Source organism: Pandoraea soli, from assembly GCF_902459595.1.
Lineage (GTDB): Bacteria > Pseudomonadota > Gammaproteobacteria > Burkholderiales > Burkholderiaceae > Pandoraea > Pandoraea cepalis.
Genome location: NZ_CABPSG010000009.1, coordinates 60,430 through 79,235, shown reverse-complemented (window position 1 = coordinate 79,235; position 18,806 = coordinate 60,430). Strand labels below are relative to the sequence as shown.

Annotated in this window: 18 protein-coding genes; 12 read left to right on the top strand and 6 right to left on the bottom strand. The window is 63.7% G+C overall.

Features of this window, described 5'->3' with window-relative positions; all coding sequences use genetic code 11:
- Positions 1-6 precede the first annotated feature (6 nt).
- From rsfS to PSO31014_RS16130, 10 genes are all read left to right on the top strand, one after another.
- Entirely contained in the window at positions 7-444 is a 438-nt protein-coding gene (gene rsfS / locus PSO31014_RS16175) for a ribosome silencing factor (protein ID WP_150552548.1), read from the top strand.
- Between the two features lie 27 nt (positions 445-471).
- Positions 472-942 (top strand): 23S rRNA (pseudouridine(1915)-N(3))-methyltransferase RlmH, encoded by a 471-nt coding sequence (gene rlmH / locus PSO31014_RS16170; RefSeq protein WP_017232866.1) that lies wholly within the window; start codon positions 472-474, stop codon positions 940-942.
- Between the two features lie 263 nt (positions 943-1,205).
- Positions 1,206-2,537, top strand: coding sequence for a sn-glycerol-3-phosphate ABC transporter substrate-binding protein UgpB (gene ugpB, locus PSO31014_RS16165; RefSeq protein ID WP_150552547.1), 1,332 nt, complete (start codon positions 1,206-1,208; stop codon positions 2,535-2,537).
- A 157-nt stretch (positions 2,538-2,694) separates the two neighbouring features.
- Positions 2,695-3,591, top strand: coding sequence for a sn-glycerol-3-phosphate ABC transporter permease UgpA (gene ugpA / locus PSO31014_RS16160; protein WP_150552546.1), 897 nt, complete (start codon positions 2,695-2,697; stop codon positions 3,589-3,591).
- Positions 3,588-4,433, top strand: a complete 846-nt coding sequence (gene ugpE, locus PSO31014_RS16155; RefSeq protein WP_017232862.1) for a sn-glycerol-3-phosphate ABC transporter permease UgpE — start codon at positions 3,588-3,590, stop codon at positions 4,431-4,433. Before ugpA ends, ugpE begins: the two co-directional genes overlap by 4 nt.
- A 2-nt stretch (positions 4,434-4,435) precedes the next feature.
- Positions 4,436-5,533: a sn-glycerol-3-phosphate import ATP-binding protein UgpC gene (locus PSO31014_RS16150; protein WP_150552545.1), complete on the top strand. Its 1,098-nt coding sequence runs from the start codon at positions 4,436-4,438 to the stop codon at positions 5,531-5,533.
- The gene (gene ugpQ, locus PSO31014_RS16145; RefSeq protein ID WP_150552544.1) at positions 5,530-6,309 is read left to right on the top strand and encodes a glycerophosphodiester phosphodiesterase; all 780 of its coding nucleotides are present in this window, start codon (positions 5,530-5,532) and stop codon (positions 6,307-6,309) included. The genes PSO31014_RS16150 and ugpQ overlap by 4 nt, the downstream gene beginning before the upstream one ends.
- Before the next feature lie 204 nt (positions 6,310-6,513).
- Positions 6,514-7,113: a Maf family protein gene (locus PSO31014_RS16140; protein WP_150552543.1), complete on the top strand. Its 600-nt coding sequence runs from the start codon at positions 6,514-6,516 to the stop codon at positions 7,111-7,113.
- Between the two features lie 45 nt (positions 7,114-7,158).
- Complete coding sequence (gene rng, locus PSO31014_RS16135) at positions 7,159-8,628, top strand: ribonuclease G (RefSeq protein WP_150552542.1); 1,470 nt, start codon at positions 7,159-7,161, stop codon at positions 8,626-8,628.
- Between the two features lie 30 nt (positions 8,629-8,658).
- A complete protein-coding gene (locus PSO31014_RS16130; RefSeq protein WP_150552541.1) occupies positions 8,659-9,951 on the top strand; it encodes a cation diffusion facilitator family transporter in 1,293 nt (430 codons plus the stop codon).
- Between the two features lie 56 nt (positions 9,952-10,007).
- On the opposite strand, the gene rfbC is transcribed toward PSO31014_RS16130, so the two are convergent.
- The 5 genes from rfbC to msbA are packed head-to-tail and all read right to left on the bottom strand — an operon-like array spanning position 10,008 to position 14,982.
- Positions 10,008-10,556, bottom strand: coding sequence for a dTDP-4-dehydrorhamnose 3,5-epimerase (rfbC, locus tag PSO31014_RS16125; RefSeq protein ID WP_150552540.1), 549 nt, complete (start codon positions 10,554-10,556; stop codon positions 10,008-10,010).
- Positions 10,557-10,599: 43 nt separating this feature from the next.
- On the bottom strand, positions 10,600-11,487 hold the full coding sequence (rfbA, locus tag PSO31014_RS16120) for a glucose-1-phosphate thymidylyltransferase RfbA (RefSeq protein WP_150552539.1): 888 nt from the start codon (positions 11,485-11,487) through the stop codon (positions 10,600-10,602).
- A gap of 7 nt (positions 11,488-11,494) precedes the next feature.
- Positions 11,495-12,559: a dTDP-glucose 4,6-dehydratase gene (gene rfbB / locus PSO31014_RS16115; protein WP_150552538.1), complete on the bottom strand. Its 1,065-nt coding sequence runs from the start codon at positions 12,557-12,559 to the stop codon at positions 11,495-11,497.
- A gap of 32 nt (positions 12,560-12,591) precedes the next feature.
- The gene (locus PSO31014_RS16110) at positions 12,592-13,173 is read right to left on the bottom strand and encodes a peroxidase-related enzyme (protein WP_150552537.1); all 582 of its coding nucleotides are present in this window, start codon (positions 13,171-13,173) and stop codon (positions 12,592-12,594) included.
- A gap of 57 nt (positions 13,174-13,230) precedes the next feature.
- Positions 13,231-14,982 carry a lipid A export permease/ATP-binding protein MsbA gene (gene msbA / locus PSO31014_RS16105; RefSeq protein WP_150552536.1) on the bottom strand — a complete coding sequence of 584 codons (1,752 nt, stop codon included), beginning with the start codon at positions 14,980-14,982 and terminating at the stop codon, positions 13,231-13,233.
- A gap of 163 nt (positions 14,983-15,145) precedes the next feature.
- Here msbA and recQ point away from each other — a divergent pair, with 163 nt between their 5' ends.
- Positions 15,146-16,966, top strand: a complete 1,821-nt coding sequence (gene recQ / locus PSO31014_RS16100; protein WP_150552535.1) for a DNA helicase RecQ — start codon at positions 15,146-15,148, stop codon at positions 16,964-16,966.
- Between the two features lie 47 nt (positions 16,967-17,013).
- Complete coding sequence (locus tag PSO31014_RS16095; RefSeq protein WP_425494884.1) at positions 17,014-17,814, top strand: glycosyltransferase family 2 protein; 801 nt, start codon at positions 17,014-17,016, stop codon at positions 17,812-17,814.
- 102 nt (positions 17,815-17,916) lie between these two features.
- Here the strand turns inward: PSO31014_RS16095 and PSO31014_RS16090 are convergent, their stop codons facing one another.
- On the bottom strand, positions 17,917-18,768 hold the full coding sequence (locus PSO31014_RS16090) for a glycosyltransferase family 2 protein (protein ID WP_150552534.1): 852 nt from the start codon (positions 18,766-18,768) through the stop codon (positions 17,917-17,919).
- Positions 18,769-18,806: the final 38 nt, after the last annotated feature.

Genomic DNA, 18,806 nt, shown 5'->3' with positions numbered 1-18,806 from the left:
CGCACTATGGATATTCGTAAACTTCAGCGCCTGATCGTCGACGCCCTCGAAGACGTCAAGGCCCAGGACATCAAGGTGTTCAACACCGAGCACCTCACCGCCCTGTTCGAGCGCGTGATCATCGCGAGCGGCACGTCCAATCGCCAGACCAAGGCGCTCGCCGCCAGCGTGCGCGACAAGGTCAAGGCCGCCGGCGGCGACATCATCAGCATGGAAGGCGAAGACGTGGGCGAATGGGTGCTGGTCGACACGGGCGACGCCATCGTGCACATCATGCAGCCGGCCCTGCGTCAGTACTACAACCTCGAAGAGATCTGGGGCGAAAAGCCCGTGCGCCTGAAGGCGGCCGGTACCAAGGCCGGCGCCAAGGCCAGCGTGGAAGATCACGACGACGAGGACGACTCGGTCGAAGCGCCGCCCCCCGCACGCCGCAAGGCAAAGTAAGCCGGCACTGCGCGGAAGTCAGCCGACATGCGCCTGTTCATTCTCGCGGTCGGGCACAAGATGCCCGGCTGGATCGAGACCGCTTTCGCCGAGTACGCCAAGCGCATGCCGCCCGAGCTGCGCATCGAACTCAAGGAAATCAAGCCGGAGCAACGCTCCAACTCCCGCACGGCCGAGACCGTCATGGCGGCCGAAGCGCAGCGCATCGACGCGGCCTTGCCGCGCGGCTGCCGTCTCGTGTGCCTGGACGAACGCGGACAGGACCTCACGACGATGCGTCTGGCCCAATCGCTCACCGGCTGGCAGCAAGACGGGCGCGACGTGGCGTTCGTGATCGGCGGCGCGGACGGCCTCGACCCGGCCCTCAAGGCACGCGCCGACACCCTCATCCGGCTCTCCAGCCTGACGATGCCCCACGGTATGGTGCGGGTATTGCTCGCCGAGCAGCTCTACCGCGCGTGGAGCATCAATGCCAATCACCCCTATCACCGCGTCTGACGACACCCCAAGTCAGAAATAAGTCGGAAATAAGTCAATTCGTCTTGTGCGGTGCAACGCCGCGTTGCGCCGCACGCCAAATCGCGCGTAGCGCCCCGCTGCCCGGCATCCCCCGAAGATTGTCAATCCCCTCAGACGCCGCCATGCAACACGCGTTGTGCGCTGCGGGTGGAAAAAACACAATGACGTGGTAGTCTAGCCCGCGCTGCAAGGTTCGCACCGCGAACAACAACTAGACTTCTCGTGAACCACCGGAGATTGGCATGAAGCAACCGTCCCTGCGAAGTATCGTTTTGGCCGGCGTTGGCGCTGCAATGGCGTTCGGCATGAGCACGTCGGCCCTGGCCGCAACCGAGATTCAGTTCTGGCACTCGATGGAATCTGCCCTCGGCGATCGCGTCAATCAGATCGCCAACGATTTCAACGCGTCGCAAAGCGACTACAAGATTGTCCCGATCTACAAGGGCAACTACGAGCAGGGACTGGCCGCCGGTATCGCCGCGTTCCGCGCCGGTAACGCGCCGGCCATTCTTCAGGTGTACGAAGTGGGTACGGCCACGATGATGCAAGCCAAGAAGGCGGTCAAGCCGGTGTGGCAAGTCATGAAGGACGCCGGCGAGCCGTTCGACGAAGCGGCGTTCGTGCCGACCGTGGCGAGCTACTACGCGGACAGCAAGACCAACCATCTCGTGTCGATGCCGTTCAACAGCTCGACGCCGGTGCTGTATTACAACAAGGACGCCTTCAAGAAGGCGGGCCTCGATCCGAACACCCCGCCGAAGACCTGGGCCGACGTGAAGACCGACGCCGAGAAGCTCAAGGCCGCCGGCCTGTCGTGCGGCTTCAGCACGGGCTGGCAGGGCTGGACGCAACTCGAAAACTACAGCGCCTGGCATGCCCTGCCGTTCGCCACGAAGAACAACGGCTTCGACGGTCTGGACGCCAAGCTGAACTTCAACGGCCCACAGCAGATCAAGCACATCCAGTTCCTGGCCGACATGGCCAAGGAAGGCACGTTCACCTACGTGGGCCGCAAGGATGAAGTGACCTCGAAGTTCTACAGCGGCGACTGCGGCATTGCCATCACCTCATCGGGCGCTCTCGCCAACATCGCCAAGTACGCCAAGTTCAGCTATGGCGTGGGCATGATGCCGTACGATGCCGACGTGAAGGGTGCACCGCAGAACGCCATGATCGGTGGCGCCAGCCTGTGGGTGCTCGCTGGCAAATCGTCCGCCGAGTACAAGGGTGTCGCCAAGTTCCTGAACTACCTCGCATCGCCCGCGGTGGCGGCGAAGTGGCACCAGGATACCGGTTACCTGCCGGTAACGAAGGCCGCCTATGAACTGACCGAGAAGCAAGGCTTCTACGCGAAGAACCCCGGCGCCGACGTGGCCATCAAGCAGATGCTCAACAAGCCGCCTCTGCCGTTCACGCGGGGTCTGCGCCTGGGCAACATGCCGCAGATTCGCACCGTGGTCGACGAGGAACTCGAAGGCGTGTGGAGCGGCAAGCAAACGCCCAAAGCCGCTCTGGACAAGGCCGTCGCCCGTGGCGACGAGCTGCTGCGCCGCTTCCAGAAGCAGGGCGGCTAAGCAGTCCTCGAAACGCACGATCGCGCACGCTAAGCCGGCGAATTGGCGAATGAATGGCGTTCGCGGCGCGCATTGCGGCGTTACCGTCGCGACGTTACTATGACCACCCGGCCCGTCGACAACACGGGCCGGGTTGGTTTTTTCTGCTCATTACGTTATGGCGCATAACTCCAGAGAACGCCCTCGCTTCGGAACCGGCTGGCTGCCCTACGCTCTCGTAGCCCCGCAGCTCCTCATCACCGTCGTGTTCTTCCTGTGGCCTGCGGGCGAGGCCCTGTGGCAATCGACATCGACTCAGGACGCCTTTGGGCTGTCCAGTGAGTTCGTCGGCCTGGACAACTTCGTGTCGCTATGGCGCGATCCGCTCTACCTCGCGTCGTTTCGCACCACGATGATCTTCAGCGGGCTGGTGACGGTCTGCGGACTGGTCATCTCGTTGCTGCTCGCGGCCATGGCCGACCGGGTCACGCGGGGCAAGCGCACCTACCAGACGCTGCTCATCTGGCCGTACGCGGTGGCACCGGCCATCGCGGCCGTACTGTGGGCCTTCCTGTTCAATCCGAGTATCGGGCTCGTCACCTACGGTCTGGCGAAGCTCGGCATCGAGTGGAATCACGCGCTCAATGGCGGCCAGGCGATGTTCCTCGTAGTGCTCGCCTCGATCTGGAAGCAAATCAGCTACAACTTCCTGTTCTTCTACGCGGGTTTGCAGGCGATTCCGCGCTCGCTCGTGGAAGCGGCGGCCATCGACGGCGCCGGGCCGATCCGGCGCTTCTTCGGGCTGGTGCTGCCGCTGATTTCGCCGACGACGTTCTTCCTGCTCGTGGTCAACCTCGTGTACTCGTTCTTCGACACGTTCCCGGTGATCGATGCCGCGACCGGCGGCGGGCCGGGCCAGTCGACCATGACGCTGATCTACAAGATCTACTCGGAAGGCTTCAAGGGGCTCGACCTCGGCAGCTCGGCTGCCCAGTCGGTGGTGCTGATGGTCATCGTCATCGTGCTCACGGTCGTGCAGTTCCGTTTCATTGAACGCAAGGTGCAATACGCATGATCGAGAATCGTCGCGGCCTGGATATCTTCTGCCACGTCATGCTGGTCATCGGCGTGCTGTTGGTCGTCTTCCCGCTCTATGTGGCGTTCGTCGCCGCCACCATGAACGAGCGCGAAATCTTCAACGTTCCGTTGTCGCTCATCCCGAGCACGCACCTGCTCCAGAACCTTGCCACCGTGTGGAATCAGGGCACGGGCGATTCCGCCATGCCGTTTGGGCTAATGCTCGGCAACAGCCTGTTCATGGCGCTGGTCATCACCATCGGCAAGATCTCGGTGTCGATCCTGTCGGCCTTCGCCATCGTGTACTTCCGTTTCCCGTTGCGCAATCTGTTCTTCTGGCTGATCTTCGTCACCCTGATGCTGCCGGTCGAAGTGCGGATTTTCCCGACGGTGCAGGTGATCTCGACCCTCGGACTCATCAACACCTATACGGGGATGACGCTGCCGCTTATCGCGTCGGCCACGGCCACGTTCCTGTTCCGGCAGTTCTTCATGACGCTGCCCGACGAACTCGTCGAAGCCGCGCGCATCGATGGCGCCGGCCCGATGCGCTTCTTCGTCGACGTGGTGCTGCCGCTGTCGAAGACGAACATCGCTGCGCTGTTCGTCATCACCTTCATCTATGGCTGGAATCAGTACCTGTGGCCGATTCTGGTCACCAACGCGCCGTCGATGACAACGGCCGTGGTGGGTATCAAGAGCATGATCGGCAGTGGTGACACCGCCACCCAATGGCAACTCGTCATGAGCGCCACGCTGCTCGCCATGTTGCCGCCGCTCGCGGTGGTCCTGCTCATGCAGCGTTGGTTCGTGCGCGGTCTGGTCGATTCGGAAAAGTAATCATGGCAAATCTCAAACTCCATCGCGTCAAGAAAACCTACGACCGGAAGAACTATGTCCTGCACGGTGTCGACATCGACATCGAAGACGGCGAATTCGTGGTCATCGTCGGCCCCTCGGGCTGCGGCAAGTCGACGCTGCTGCGCATGGTGGCCGGCCTCGAATCGGTCAGCGAAGGCAGCATCCTGATCGGCTCGCAAGTCGTCAATGAACTGGAGCCGAAGGATCGCAATATCGCGATGGTGTTCCAGAACTACGCGCTTTATCCGCACATGGATGTGCGCCAGAACATGTCGTACGGCCTGAAGATTCGCGGCATCGACAAAAAGACCATCGACGAGCGCGTACTCGCCGCCGCACGCATTCTGGAACTGGAACCCCTGCTCGCACGCAAGCCGCGCGAACTCTCGGGCGGTCAGCGTCAGCGCGTGGCCATGGGCCGGGCGATCGTGCGCGAGCCCGCGGTGTTCCTGTTCGACGAACCGCTGTCGAACCTCGATGCCAAGCTGCGTGTGCAGATGCGCCTGGAGATCCAGCGACTGCACGCCCGGCTCAAGACCACCAGCCTGTATGTCACACACGATCAGATCGAGGCGATGACGCTGGCCGATCGCGTGATCGTCATGAACAAGGGCTACGCCGAACAGATCGGTACCCCGACGGATGTGTACGAGCGCCCGGCGTCGCTGTTCGTGGCAAGCTTCATGGGCTCGCCCGCCATGAACCTGCTGAAAGGCCGCGTGGACTCGGAAGGCCGTACGTTCGAGGTCGACGGTGGCGGACCGGCCCTGCGTCTGCCGCCCACGAGCATGGCGTACGCCAACCGTGAACTCGTGCTCGGCGTGCGTCCCGAGCATCTGGTGCCCGCCGAGCAGCACAACGGCCTGGGTGCCTTCGCCGCGCAGACCAACATCCTCGTCGATCAGCTCGAACTGCTCGGCGCCGACAATCTGGCGCATGGCCGCTGGGGCGAGCAGCCCGTCACGGTGCGTCTGCCGCACGAGATGCGGCCGGCGGCAGGCACGGTGGTGCCGCTGGCCATCTCGGCCAAGGCGTTGCACCTGTTCGATCCGGCGACCGGCAAGCGAGTCGAAGCATGACCGAATCCTCGACACGGACACATTTGTGGCCCGCCTGGCCCTATCCCCGCATCGTCGCGCACCGTGGCGGCGGCAAGCTGGCCCCGGAAAACACGTTGGCCGCGTTCGAGATGGGGGCGTCGCTCGGCCTGCGCATGGTCGAGTTCGATGCCAAGCTCTCGGCGGATAACACCGTCTTCCTGCTGCACGACGACACGGTCGATCGCACCAGCAACGGCCACGGCGCCGCCGCGCAGATGACCTACGCCGACATCGCGAAGCTCGATGCCGGCAGTTGGTTTGGCGCCCGCTTCGCGGGTCAGGTGATGCCGACCCTCGCCCAGGTGGCCCAGCGCTGCCTTGCGCTGGGGCTGGCGGCGAACGTCGAAATCAAGCCATGCCCGGGCCGCGAGGCGGAAACGGGCAAGCGGGTCGCCCAGGCCGTTCAGGCGCTCTGGGCCGGGCAGGCGCAGCCGCCATTGCTCTCGTCGTTCTCGTACGAGGCACTCGAAGCGGCGACGGCCGCTGCCCCCGATCTGCCGCGCGGCATGCTGTACGAAGCCGTTCCGGCGCATTGGCGCGAGGACGCCCGCAAGCTCGGCACCGTCTCGCTGCACGCGAGTCATCAGTCGCTCGACGGCCCGCAGGTCGCACAGATCAAGGCGGCCGGCCTGCAAATGCTGGTCTACACGGTCAACGATCCGGCCCGCGCACGTGAAGTGGCGGCGTGGGGCGTCGATGCCATCTGCACCGACCGCATCGATCTGATCGGCGCCGACTTCCTCGTCGACGCCTGAGCGCTCGGCCCGGCGAATCCGCGGCAATCCGCCCGTTTCCCCGCCGGCATCGCCGTCCGGCCTCCCCCGCGCGCTGGCGGGCGTGAGCGCAAGGCGGCATAATAGGGCGTTCCCCTCGCCCAGCCCATCCCGCGGCCCGGTGCACGCGATTGCAATTCATTGCGAAGTCGTGTGCCGGGCTGGACGAATTCAAGCCAAGCCGCCATGCCGTACATCTATCTCGCGTCGCAAAGTCCCCGCCGTCAGGAACTGTTGCAACAGCTCGGCGTTCGTTTCGAACTGTTGCTGCCAGACGCCCACGAGGACGCCGAAGCGCTCGAAGCCGTGTTGCCGGGCGAGCCGCCCGACGACTATGTGCAGCGCGTCACGCGTGCCAAGGCCGAAGCGGCGCTCGCGCGTCTGGCCCGCGCCGGCCTGCCCGGCGCCCCCATTCTGGCCGCCGATACGACGGTGTGCCTGGATGGCACCATCCTCGGCAAGCCTTTCGACGACGCCGACGCCTGCGCCGTACTCGCCCGTCTGTCGGGCACACGTCATCGCGTGCTGACCGCCGTCGCCGTGTGCGCCGACGGCCAGATCCATCAAGCGGTGAACATCTCGCACGTTTGGTTCCGGCCGATGCGTCGTGAGGAAATCGAGCGTTACGTCGCCTCGGGCGAGCCGAGAGGCAAAGCAGGGGCCTATGGCATTCAGGGCAAGGCCGCCGAATTCGTGCTGCGCATCGATGGCAGCTACTCCGGCATCATGGGGCTACCGCTGTGCGAGACCGCCGCGCTGTTGCGTCAGGCCGGCGTCGACTTCTGACGCTTACCGAATTTGCCAAGCCTTATTGAGTCAGGTCGACACTTTATGAACGAAGACATTCTGGTCAACATCACGCCACAGGAAACCCGTGTGGCGCTCATGCAGCTCGGTGCGGTGCAGGAATTGCACATCGAGCGCACGCTTTCGCGCGGTCTGGTCGGCAACATCTATCTGGGCAAGGTCGTGCGCGTGCTGCCAGGCATGCAATCGGCGTTCATCGATATCGGACTGGAGCGCGCGGCGTTCCTGCACGTGGCCGATATCTGGCATCCGCGCACGAACAACGACACCTCCACGCCGCACCCGCAGCCCCCTATCGAGAAAACAGTGTTCGAGGGGCAGACGCTGATGGTGCAAGTCATCAAGGATCCGATCGGCACCAAGGGCGCACGCCTGTCGACGCAGATCAGCATTGCCGGGCGCACGCTCGTCTACTTGCCGCAGGAGCCGCACATCGGCATCTCGCAGCGTATCGAGAGCGAAGCGGAGCGCGAGGCGCTGCGCAGCAAGATCCAGGCGCTCGTGCCGGCGGATGAGAAAGGCGGCTTCATCGTGCGCACCATTGCGGAAGACGCGGCCGACGCCGAACTGGCGAACGACATCGCCTATCTGCGCAAGTCCTGGCAGACCATCGGCGAGCAGAGCACGCGCATGCCGGCGCCTGCGCTGCTGTATCAGGATCTGAACCTCGCTCAGCGCGTGCTGCGCGATTTCGTGCACGAGGAGACGGGCAAGATTCTGGTCGACTCGCGCGAGACGTTCCAGAGGCTGGCCGAATTCGCGGCGACCTATACACCGGCGGTGCTCGGCAAGCTCACGCATTACACCGGCGAGCGGCCGCTGTTCGACCTGTACAACGTCGAGACGGAAATCGAGAGGGCGCTGTCGCGTCGCGTCGATCTGAAATCAGGCGGGTATCTGATGATCGATCAGACCGAGGCGATGACGACCATCGACGTGAACACCGGCGGCTACGTCGGTGCGCGTAACTTCGACGACACGATCTTCAGGACGAACCTGGAAGCGGCCTTGATGATCGCGCGCCAGTTGCGACTGCGCAATCTGGGCGGGATCATCATCATCGACTTCATCGACATGGAGAACACCGAGCATCGCGACTCGGTGCTTGCCGAACTGAAGAAGGCGCTCGCCCGCGACCGCACGCGCATCACCGTGAACGGCTTCTCCCAGCTCGGACTCGTCGAAATGACCCGCAAGCGCACACGCGAGTCGCTCGCCCACGTGCTGTGCGAGCCGTGCGCCGTCTGTCAGGGCAAGGGGCAGGTCAAGACGCCGCGCACGCTGTGCTACGACATTCTGCGCGAGATTCTGCGCGAATCGCGTCAGTTCAATCCGCGCGAATTCCGGCTGATCGCTTCGCAGGAAGTCGTCGATCTGTTCCTCGAAGAGGAGTCGCAGCATCTCGCGATGTTGATCGACTTCATCGGCAAGCCGATTTCGCTGCAAGTGGAATCGTCGTTCCATCAGGAACAGTACGACATCATTTTGATGTAACCCCACTCAACGCTCGCACGTTCCGACGTCATGCCCTACTCGAACTACGACAACCTGGCGGCATCGAGCGAGGCGCTCGACAAACACGCCGTCGCGCGCAAGACAACCTGGGTCAGCATCTGGGTCAATATCGTGCTCACGACGGCGCAGATCGTCATCGGCATCTTTGCCCGTTCGCAGGCGTTGATTGCCGACGGCATTCACTCGCTCTCGGACATCGTCTCGGACTTCGTCGTGCTGGCCGCCGCACGGGGCAGCGCCCGCGCGCCGGACGCCGACCACCCCTACGGTCATAGCCGCTACGAAAACGCGGCGTCGTTGTTTCTCGGCGTCATTCTGTTCGTCGTAGGGGCGGGAATGCTGTGGCGCGGCATCGAGCGGCTGCTGCATCCGGAAGACATTCCGGAAGTGCACATGATCGCGCTGGTCGTTGCGGTCCTGGTGCTGGTCAGCAAGGAAGGCCTCTTTCGCTACATGCTGCGCGCCGCGCAGCGCGTGCGCTCGGCGATGCTCGTGGCCAACGCGTGGCACGCGCGCTCCGATGCGCTCTCGTCGCTCGTCGTGGCGTTCGGTATCCTGGGCAACCTTGCGGGGTATCGCATTCTCGATCCGCTCGCTGCCGCCCTCGTGGGACTGATGATCGGACGCACCGGGTGGAAGTTCGGCTGGAACGCATTGCAGGACCTCATCGATCGCGGCGTGGACGACGCCACGACCGTCACGATTCGGGAGCGGCTGCTCGCGACGCCCGGCGTGCGCACCATCGACATGTTGCGCACGCGACGCATGGGTGATGAAATCGTCGTCGATGTGCACATCCTCGTCGATGCGCGGCTGTCGGTCTCCGAGGGGCACTACATCGCGGAACAGGCGCGCGCGACGGTCATGCTGGAGCCGCAGATTCTCGATGTGCTCGTACACGTCGATCCGGAGAGCGACACCAAGGGCACCGCGTTGCAGCAATGGCCTGCGCGCTCGGCCGTGGTCGGCGCGGCAGAGGCATTGTGCCGCGCCAATGCGCTGGCACTGCACGACGTCAAACTGCACTATCTGAACAACGGGCTGGAAGCCGACGTGATCGTCGAAGGGCTACATGAACCGGCAAGTTCGGGCACGGAGGGCGCCGATGGCGTGCCCGTCGGCGACGGCATCGAACCGTCGTCGCAGAGCGTGGCCGATGCGCTCACCGCGCGCTTTGGCCTGCGCGCCGTAAGGGTACTGCGGGTCACAGGCGACACGTCTGCCGCACGGGACGAGGTTGATGTCGCGAACATCACAACACCGCCTGCAAAAGCAACGGCCGCCGGTCCCGCCGTCGATTGACGACTGGGCCGCGGCGGCCGTGGATACCCCTACGGAACGGTGCCCCGTAGGCGACATCAGTCTTCGTGCCGGTACTCCGAGAACAGCATGCCCTGCCGATCCTTGTCCGAGACGATCGGCGTGATGCCGTCGAGCGGCCAGGGAATCGCGAGCGTCGGGTCGTCCCAGCGAATGCAGCGCTCGAACTGCGGTGCCCAATAGTCCGTGGTCTTGTACAGCACTTCGGCCGTCTCCGACGTCACCACGAAACCGTGGGCGAAGCCTGCCGGGATCCACAATTGCTTCTTGTTCTCGGCGCTCAGCACTTCCGCGACCCACTTGCCGAAGGTCGGCGAGCCCTCACGAATATCGACCGCCACGTCGTAGATTTCGCCGTGCAGCACGCGCACGAGCTTGCCCTGCGGTTGCTTGACCTGGTAGTGCAGGCCGCGCAGCACGCCGCGCCCCGAGCGCGACTGGTTGTCCTGCACGAAAGTCAGCGTCTCGCCAAGCGCGTTGTCGAAGCCGCGCTGGTTGAAACTCTCGAAGAAATGGCCGCGAGTGTCGCCAAAGACCTTGGGTTCGATCACGCGAACGGCAGGAATGGCGGTGGGAGTCACTTGCATATCGAAATACCTGTAAAAATCGAAAGTGAGCGGTGTGCGAGACTCAGAACAACCGCTCGCGCAACATCGAGAGCAAGTATTGGCCGTAACCGGTCTTGGCGAGCGGTTGTGCGAGTGCCTCGATGGCGGCGGCATCGATCCAGCCCCGCCGGTATGCGATCTCTTCGGGGCACGCGACCTTCAGGCCCTGACGGCTTTCGATCGTCTGGATGAACGTGCTCGCTTCGAGCATCGATTCGTGGGTGCCGGTATCCAGCCATGCATAACCCCGCCCCATGATCTGGACGTTGAGCTTGCCGCGACGGAGGTATTCGTTGTTGACGTCGGTGATTTCCAGCTCACCCCGCGCCGACGGCTTGATCGAGCGAGCAATCTCGATAACGTCGTTATCGCAGAAGTACAACCCGGTCACGGCGTAGCGCGACTTCGGCTCCTTGGGTTTCTCGACGAGGTCGATGGCCTTGCCGTTCTCGTCGAACGTCACCACGCCGTATCGCTCCGGATCGTGCACCCGGTACGCGAACACGGAGGCGCCGTCCGTCTGGGTATTCGCTGCTGACAGCAGTGACGCGAAATCGTGTCCGTAGAACAGATTGTCGCCCAGCACCAGCGCGCACGGGTCGCGACCGATGAAGTCCGCGCCGATCAGGAATGCCTGCGCCAGACCGTCCGGCGACGGTTGCACGGCATATTGCAGGTTCAGGCCCCACTGGCTGCCATCGCCAAGCAGTTGCTCAAAGCGCGGCGTGTCCTGCGGCGTCGAGATGATCAGCACGTCGCGAATCCCCGCCAGCATCAGCGTGGACAAGGGGTAGTAAATCATCGGCTTGTCGTAGACGGGGAGCAACTGTTTGGAGACGGCCAGCGTCGCCGGATACAGTCGCGTGCCAGAGCCGCCGGCGAGAATGATGCCCTTGCGCTTGATACTCATGCGTGCCTCAGTCGTTCTTTTGGTAGTGTGTTTCGATCCAGCGCTGGTATTCGCCCGACTGCACTTGCCGCACCCATTCCCCGTTGGCGAGGTACCACTGCACCGTCTTGCGCATGCCGGTTTCGAACGTCTCGGCCGGGCGCCAGCCCAGTTCGCGCTCGAGCTTGCGCGCGTCGATCGCATAGCGCCGATCGTGGCCCGGGCGGTCGGTGACGAACGTGATCTGATCGCCGTACGATCTGCCGTCGGTGCGCGGCGACAGTTCATCGAGCAGTGCACACAGGTGCTTCACGACCGACAGGTTGTTCTGCTCGTTCCAGCCGCCCACGTTGTACACCTCGCCCGTGACACCTCTAGCGAGCACCTCGCGTATGGCGGAGCAATGGTCGCCGACATACAGCCAGTCGCGCACGTTGCTGCCGTCGCCATAGATCGGCAACGGCTTACCGGCCAGCGCATTGGCGATCACCAGCGGAATAAGCTTTTCGGGGAATTGGTACGGGCCGTAGTTGTTCGAGCAGTTGGTCGTGAGGACCGGCAGGCCATACGTGTGGTGATAGGCGCGCACCAGATGGTCGGAACCGGCCTTTGATGCCGAGTACGGGCTGTTGGGCGCGTACGGCGTGGTCTCGGTGAAGGCCGGATCGCTCGGGCTCAGCGAGCCATAGACTTCGTCCGTCGAGACGTGCAGGAAGCGGAAGGCATCGCGCGCCTCGCCGTCGAGCGCTCCCCAATAGGCGCGCGCGGCTTCGAGCATCGTGAACGTGCCGACGATGTTCGTCTGCACGAAGTCGCCCGGCCCATGGATGGAACGGTCGACATGGCTTTCCGCCGCGAAGTGCAGCACCGCGCGCGGGCGATGCTCGGCATAAAGCCGATCGAGCGCGGCGCGGTCGCAGATATCGACTTGCGCAAAGCGATGCCGCGGATCGTGCTCGATACTGGCAAGATTGGCCAGATTGCCCGCGTAAGTCAGCTTATCGATGGTCAACACAGGCTCGTCATGCTGGGCGAGCCAGTCAAGAACGAAATTCGCACCGATAAACCCGGCACCGCCAGTCACAAAGATCATGGGTCGAAAATAAAGGAGTGTGGGCGGCGGCCTTACTTGCGCGGCACGCGTCCCATCAAAAAGAATTCGTCGTTCGGCCGCATCGAGATGGCATTGGCAATGCGGTTGGACATGCCGAAAAACGCCGTGATCGCGGCAATGTCCCAGATGTCCTCGTCGTCGAGACCATGTTGGCGCAGCGCCACGTAATCGTCGTCGCCGACTTCGTGGGAGCGCTCGCACACCTTCATCGCATAATCGAGAATCGCCCGCTGACGCGCGCTCAGGTCCGCCTTCAGGTAGTTGACGGCCACCTGATCGGCGAGCAACGGCTGCTTCTCATAGATGCGCACCAGCGCACCGTGTGCAACGACACAATACAGACACTGATTCACAGCGCTCGTGGCGACCACGATCATCTCGCGTTCGCCTTTGCTCAGATTGCCCTCTTTGAGCATCAGCGCATCGTGATAGGCAAAAAAAGCGCGGAATTCGGCGGGACGATGCGCCAGCGTGAGGAACACGTTCGGGATGAATCCGGCCTTTTCCTGCACGTCGTCGATACGTGCCCGAATATCGGCCGGCAACGCGGCAAGGTCGGGCACAGGGAAACGGCTGATCGGCGGCTGACTCATCGTGATCTTCTCCAAGACAGGCGGATAAGCGCTGACGTTCGCGACGCGACGGCGACGTCAGGCATCCTGCTGCTGTGCGTACTGAATACGGTGCAGATGCGCGTAGAGGCCATTATGCGCCACCAGCACCTGGTGCGAGCCCTGCTCCACGATGCGGCCGTGTTCGAGCACAACGATTCGGTCGGCGCGCTCAATGGTCGAGAGGCGGTGTGCGATCACCAGCGTGGTGCGCCCTTCCATCAGGACTTCCAGCGCGGCCTGCACGTGACGCTCAGACTCCGAATCCAGCGCGGACGTTGCTTCGTCCAGGATCAGGATCGGGGCATCCTTGTAGATCGCGCGTGCGATGGCCAGACGTTGACGCTGACCGCCCGACAGGCGCATGCCGTTGTCGCCCACGAGCGTCTCGACGCCGTCGGGCATGGCCGCGACCGCGTCGGCCAGATTGGCCGCCCGCAGCGCCGCCTGCACGCGCTCGGCGTCGATCTCCTGGCCGTAGGCCACGTTCGCGGCGATAGTGTCGTTGAACAGCACGACGTCCTGACTCACGAATGCAATCTGACTACGCAGATCGGCCAGGCGCAAGTCCGTCAGCGGAATGTCGTCGAGCAGAATCCGGCCGCCGGTCGGATCGTAGAAGCGCGGCACCAGATTGACCAGTGTGGTCTTGCCGCTGCCGGAGGGCCCCACCAGCGCCACCATCTCACCGGGCGCCACCTCGAGCGAGATCCGATCGAGCGTCGGACGCTCGCTGGCACCATAGTGGAAGCTCACCTGATCGAACGTCACGCGGCCCTTGGCGCGCTCGAGCGTGCGCTCTCCGCCGGTCGGTTCGACTTCGACGTCCATGACTTCGAAAATCAGCTCCGCGGCCGTCACGCCGCGCTGCAGCGGTTGATTGACATCCATCAGATGCTTGAGCGGGGAGACGACAAGCAGCAGTGCCGTGACAAAGGCGGTGAAGCCGCCCACGGTCATCTCGCCCGACGACGACTCGATCATCGCCACCGTAATGACGATGGCCAGTGCCAGCGAGGCGAGGGCCTGCGTCACCGGCTGCGCCAGACCGCCGGAGACCGTCACACGCATGGCGTAACCGCGCAGCGTGCTCGTCATCTTGTCGAAGCGCGACTTTTCGTACGCTTCGCCGTTGTGTATCTTCACCACCTTGTAGCCACCCACGGCTTCTTCGACCACGTACGACAGTGCATTGGTCAGCGTTTGCTGCTCGCGGTTCAAACGACGCAAGCGCCGGTTGATCTTGCCGACCAGCCAGCCGATGAACGGCAGAATCACGGCCACGACGAGCGTAAGGCGCCAGTTCAGATAGAACAGGTAGCCCAGCAGGCCGACGACAGTGAGCGAATCGCGTACGAGCGTGATGAGCACCGTGGTCAGTACGCCGAGCACCTGATTGACTTCATAGACAAGCGCATTGATGAGCGTGCTCGTCGTCTCGCGTTGATAGAAGACGGCCGGCGCATGCAGCAGGCGGTCGAACATGCGCACGCGCAGGTCGAGCAGCACGCGGTTGGACACCCACGAGAGCATGTAGTTGGCCGAATATTGCGCTACCCCCCGGATGACAGCCAGACCGATCACGGCGGCAGGCACGTACCACAAATTCCATGGATCCTGGCCCGAGAACCCCTTGTCGAGCACCGGCTTGAGGACGGCCGGAATGGCCGCTTCGGTCGCGGCCACGAGCGCCATGGCGAGAACGGCCAGCAGGCCCATGTGCCAATACGGCTGAAGATAGCCCAGCAGACGCCGAAGAATCGGTCCGACGGGCTTGTGCGGTGCGCTCATGTAGGTGGGGGACGGCGGAAAAACCGCTATTCTATCGTACCGGCCGGTCTTGCCGGGACACGTCCGAGCCTGACTCGGACATCACCGCAAAATTCACCACAATGGCCGCGCTCGGGGGCCGATGCGCGCCGCAGCCGGGGGGGGAACCGGTATACTCCCGCCCATGGCAAGCGCACTCGAAGTCCTCCGTACCGTATTCGGCTATAACGCATTCCGTGGCGATCAGGCCGCTATCGTTGACCACGTGGCCGACGGGGGCGACGCGCTTGTGCTGATGCCGACCGGCGGCGGCAAGTCCCTGTGCTATCAGATCCCCGCGTTGCTGCGCCCCGGCGTCGGCATCGTCGTCTCGCCGCTCATCGCGCTCATGCAGGACCAGGTCGATGCGCTGCTGCAAGCCGGGGTGCGCGCGGCCTACCTGAACTCCAGTCTCGGCTTCGACGAAGCGCTCGATACCGAGCGCCGCGCCGCCCGCGGCGAACTCGATCTGCTCTACGTGGCGCCCGAGCGCTTGCTGACCGATCGTTTTCTCGATCTGCTCGACCGACTCGACGAGCGCGGGCAACTGGCGCTGTTCGCCATCGACGAGGCGCATTGCGTCTCGCAATGGGGGCATGACTTCCGTCCCGAATACATTCAGCTCTCGGCGCTGCACGAACGTTATCCGCGCGTACCGCGCATCGCGCTGACCGCCACGGCGGACGCCGCGACGCGCGAGGACATCCAGACGCGGCTTGGCCTGACCGAGGCGCGGTTGTTCGTCTCGAGCTTCGACCGGCCGAACATTCGCTACGAGATCGTCGATCGCGACAATCCCCGCAAGCAGTTGCTCGCGTTTCTGGGGCGGCATCGGGGCGAGGCGGGCATCGTCTATTGCCTGTCGCGCAAGAAGGTGGAAGAAACCGCCGCCTGGCTCGAGACGCAGGGCATTCCGGCCCTGCCCTATCACGCCGGGCTGGACGCGGACGTGCGCCGCACGCACCAACAGCGCTTCCTGCGCGAGGAAGGGCTGGTGATGTCGGCCACGGTCGCCTTCGGCATGGGCATCGACAAGCCCGACGTGCGTTTCGTCGCCCACCTGGATTTGCCCAAGAGCCTCGAAGCCTACTACCAGGAGACGGGGCGCGCGGGGCGCGACGGCGAACCCGCCGAAGCCTGGATGACGTATGGGCTGAACGACGTCGTGGTGCATCGCAGCCGCATCGACGAGTCGAACGCGCCCGACCAGCAAAAGCGCATCGAACGCCAGAAACTCGACGCCCTGCTCGGCTATTGCGAAGCGCCGCGCTGCCGCCGCACGGTGCTGCTGTCGTATTTTGGCGAGTCGAGCGAGCCGTGCGGCAACTGCGATGTCTGCCTGAGTCCGCCCGAAGTGTTCGACGGGACCATCGCCGCCCAGAAGGCCCTCTCGGCCATCTTGCGCACGGGCCAGCGTTTTGGCGCCGGGCATCTGGTCGATCTGCTGCGCGGGCGCAGCACCGACAAGATTCGTCAGTTCGGGCACGAAGCGCTGCCGACGTTCGGCGTTGGCGGTGAACTCGACGATCAGGGCTGGCGCGCGGTGTTCCGGCAGTTGATCGCGCATGGCATCATCGAGCCCGACAGCAGCCAATACGGCGCGCTGACGCTCAACGCGGCGGCACGCCCGGTGCTCAAGGGAGAAACGACACTGTCGTTGCGACGCCAGCGGGCCTCCGTCGGAAAGAAAAGCCGTTTTGCCGGGTATGCGTCGTCGCAGGCGATCGAGCTGGATACTGCCGATCAGCAACTGTTCGAAAAGCTGCGGGCCTGGCGGCAGGAGATCGCCAAGACGCAGCAGGTGCCCGCCTACGTTATCCTGCACGACCGGACACTGCGCGAACTCGCCCAGCGCCGCCCCCGCCATCGCGAGGGGTTGGCCGATATCACCGGACTCGGCGAAGCCAAGATCGAACGCTACGGTGAAGCGCTTGTCGAGTTGCTCAACGACGTTGCCAACGCTTGATCACCGCGCGGGTCCGGAAATCGGACACTGCCATTTCGTGAGTTGTCATGATTGAAGCTTCATCGCCTGCCGCCTCGCTCGAATGTTCGCCGCGTCTGCCGCTCACGGTCACGATTCTCACGCGCAACGAGCGTCACAACATTGCCGATTGCATCGCGTCGGTGCAGTCGTTGGCGTCGCAGATCGTCGTGCTCGATAACGCGAGCACGGACGGCACGACGGACATCGCTCGCGCCGCGGGCGCGGAGGTGCACGTCACCGCCGACTGGCCAGGCTTCGGCCCGCAGAAGAATCGCGCACTGTCGCTTGCGACACAGCCCTGGGTGCTGTCGCTCGACGCCGATGAACGCGTCACGCCCGAACTGGCGACCGAGATTGCGGCGGCGATTGCCAGCGGTGACCGCGGTAGCTACACGGGCTACCGCATGCCTCGCCTGTCGCAGTTCCTCGGTCACTGGGTTCGGCATTGCGGCTGGTACCCGGACTACGTGTTGCGACTGTTTCGACGCGAGGCCGGGCGCTTCTCCGACAATCTCGTGCACGAGCGGGTGATCGTCGACGGCGAGATCGGCACCCTTGCGCATCACCTGCTGCATTACAGCTATACCGAGGCGCGTCAGGTCGAGGACAAGGTTCAGCGGTATGCGCGCGCGGGGGCGAAGGAGATGGCGTTGCGCGGCAAACGCGTCTCGCCGCTGAAACCTTGGGTCAATGGCGGATGGGCGTTCGTGCGCACGTATTTGCTGCGCAGAGGTTTTCTCGACGGCGCCACCGGCGCCGCGATTGCGCGGATGAATGCTCGCAGCGCGTTTCTGAAGTACGCGCTACTGCGGCGCGCAGACGCCTGACGCACCCTCACCGGCCTATCGCAAATCACGATCGGCTAACTGCGCACATTGAAAGCAAAACGGACGCCGATGGCGTCCGTTTTGTTTACCCCGACTTCGGCGTTACTTGGCGAGCGCCCGCTTCACGCGCGAGCGGAACAATTCCCAGCGCAGCTTGCCGTCATCGACCGGCTCGGGCAGCCGTCCGTCTTCACCTGCCGGCACGGGCTTGCCACGGCGCAGGTAATAGCGGTCGAAAATGGATTGTGTCATGCCCCACTTGCGCAGAAACTGCGTGCGACCGTCGTTCTTCACCACCTTGCCCGTACTCTTGCACTGAAAGTGGTAAACAAGGCTCGCGCCAACGCCAACGAAGCGGCGTGCGCCCGCCGCCCACATCTTCATCGAGAAGTCATTGTCGCTGCTCATGCCAGGGCTAAGCTCGGTGCTGTAGCCGCCGACGAGAAACCACCAGTCGCGGTGCACGAGCGTAGGTGGCCAGGTGGCGCCGAACCAGTCGGGCTTGCGGTAGGTCGGGACAGTGGCGAGCAGTCCCGCCTCGTCGAACGTATCGACATCGCGGCCGAAGTCCTGCACGAGCACGCACGGATTGCCGGTGTCGACCGGCTCGATCATGGTGCCCGAGAGCATGAAGGCCTTGTCGGGCATGGCTTCGGCACGCTCGATCAGCGCACGATCCCAGCCCGGGCAGCAATACATGTCGTCGTTCAGGTAGACGATGTACTTTTCCCGCGCGAGCGCTGCCGCCTGATTCACGGCGTAGCAGATACCGATGTTGTCCGGCGAGGCCGTATGTTCGATCCCCTCCGCCCGCACCCAGTCGAGCGAGCCGTCGGAGCCGTCGTTGATGTGGACGATGATCTGATGCGGATGGCTCGAATTCTCGCGAATGCTGCGCACGCAAAGTTGCAGCAAGGCGAGATTGTTCCACGTCGGAACGATGATGGAGAACATCCGGATTTCCTTGTTGTATCGAAAGACACGCGGCATCG

Bases quoted from the DNA above. Each gene is read 5' to 3' on its own strand.
- rsfS (WP_150552548.1), top strand. From the start codon at position 7: ATGGATATTCGTAAACTTCAGCGCCTGATCGTCGACGCCCTCGAAGAC.
- rlmH (WP_017232866.1), top strand. From the start codon at position 472: ATGCGCCTGTTCATTCTCGCGGTCGGGCACAAGATGCCCGGCTGGATC.
- ugpB (WP_150552547.1), top strand. From the start codon at position 1,206: ATGAAGCAACCGTCCCTGCGAAGTATCGTTTTGGCCGGCGTTGGCGCT.
- ugpA (WP_150552546.1), top strand. From the start codon at position 2,695: ATGGCGCATAACTCCAGAGAACGCCCTCGCTTCGGAACCGGCTGGCTG.
- ugpE (WP_017232862.1), top strand. From the start codon at position 3,588: ATGATCGAGAATCGTCGCGGCCTGGATATCTTCTGCCACGTCATGCTG.
- PSO31014_RS16150 (WP_150552545.1), top strand. From the start codon at position 4,436: ATGGCAAATCTCAAACTCCATCGCGTCAAGAAAACCTACGACCGGAAG.
- ugpQ (WP_150552544.1), top strand. From the start codon at position 5,530: ATGACCGAATCCTCGACACGGACACATTTGTGGCCCGCCTGGCCCTAT.
- PSO31014_RS16140 (WP_150552543.1), top strand. From the start codon at position 6,514: ATGCCGTACATCTATCTCGCGTCGCAAAGTCCCCGCCGTCAGGAACTG.
- rng (WP_150552542.1), top strand. From the start codon at position 7,159: ATGAACGAAGACATTCTGGTCAACATCACGCCACAGGAAACCCGTGTG.
- PSO31014_RS16130 (WP_150552541.1), top strand. From the start codon at position 8,659: ATGCCCTACTCGAACTACGACAACCTGGCGGCATCGAGCGAGGCGCTC.
- rfbC (WP_150552540.1), bottom strand. From the start codon at position 10,556: ATGCAAGTGACTCCCACCGCCATTCCTGCCGTTCGCGTGATCGAACCC.
- rfbA (WP_150552539.1), bottom strand. From the start codon at position 11,487: ATGAGTATCAAGCGCAAGGGCATCATTCTCGCCGGCGGCTCTGGCACG.
- rfbB (WP_150552538.1), bottom strand. From the start codon at position 12,559: ATGATCTTTGTGACTGGCGGTGCCGGGTTTATCGGTGCGAATTTCGTT.
- PSO31014_RS16110 (WP_150552537.1), bottom strand. From the start codon at position 13,173: ATGAGTCAGCCGCCGATCAGCCGTTTCCCTGTGCCCGACCTTGCCGCG.
- msbA (WP_150552536.1), bottom strand. From the start codon at position 14,982: ATGAGCGCACCGCACAAGCCCGTCGGACCGATTCTTCGGCGTCTGCTG.
- recQ (WP_150552535.1), top strand. From the start codon at position 15,146: ATGGCAAGCGCACTCGAAGTCCTCCGTACCGTATTCGGCTATAACGCA.
- PSO31014_RS16095 (WP_425494884.1), top strand. From the start codon at position 17,014: ATGATTGAAGCTTCATCGCCTGCCGCCTCGCTCGAATGTTCGCCGCGT.
- PSO31014_RS16090 (WP_150552534.1), bottom strand. From the start codon at position 18,768: ATGTTCTCCATCATCGTTCCGACGTGGAACAATCTCGCCTTGCTGCAA.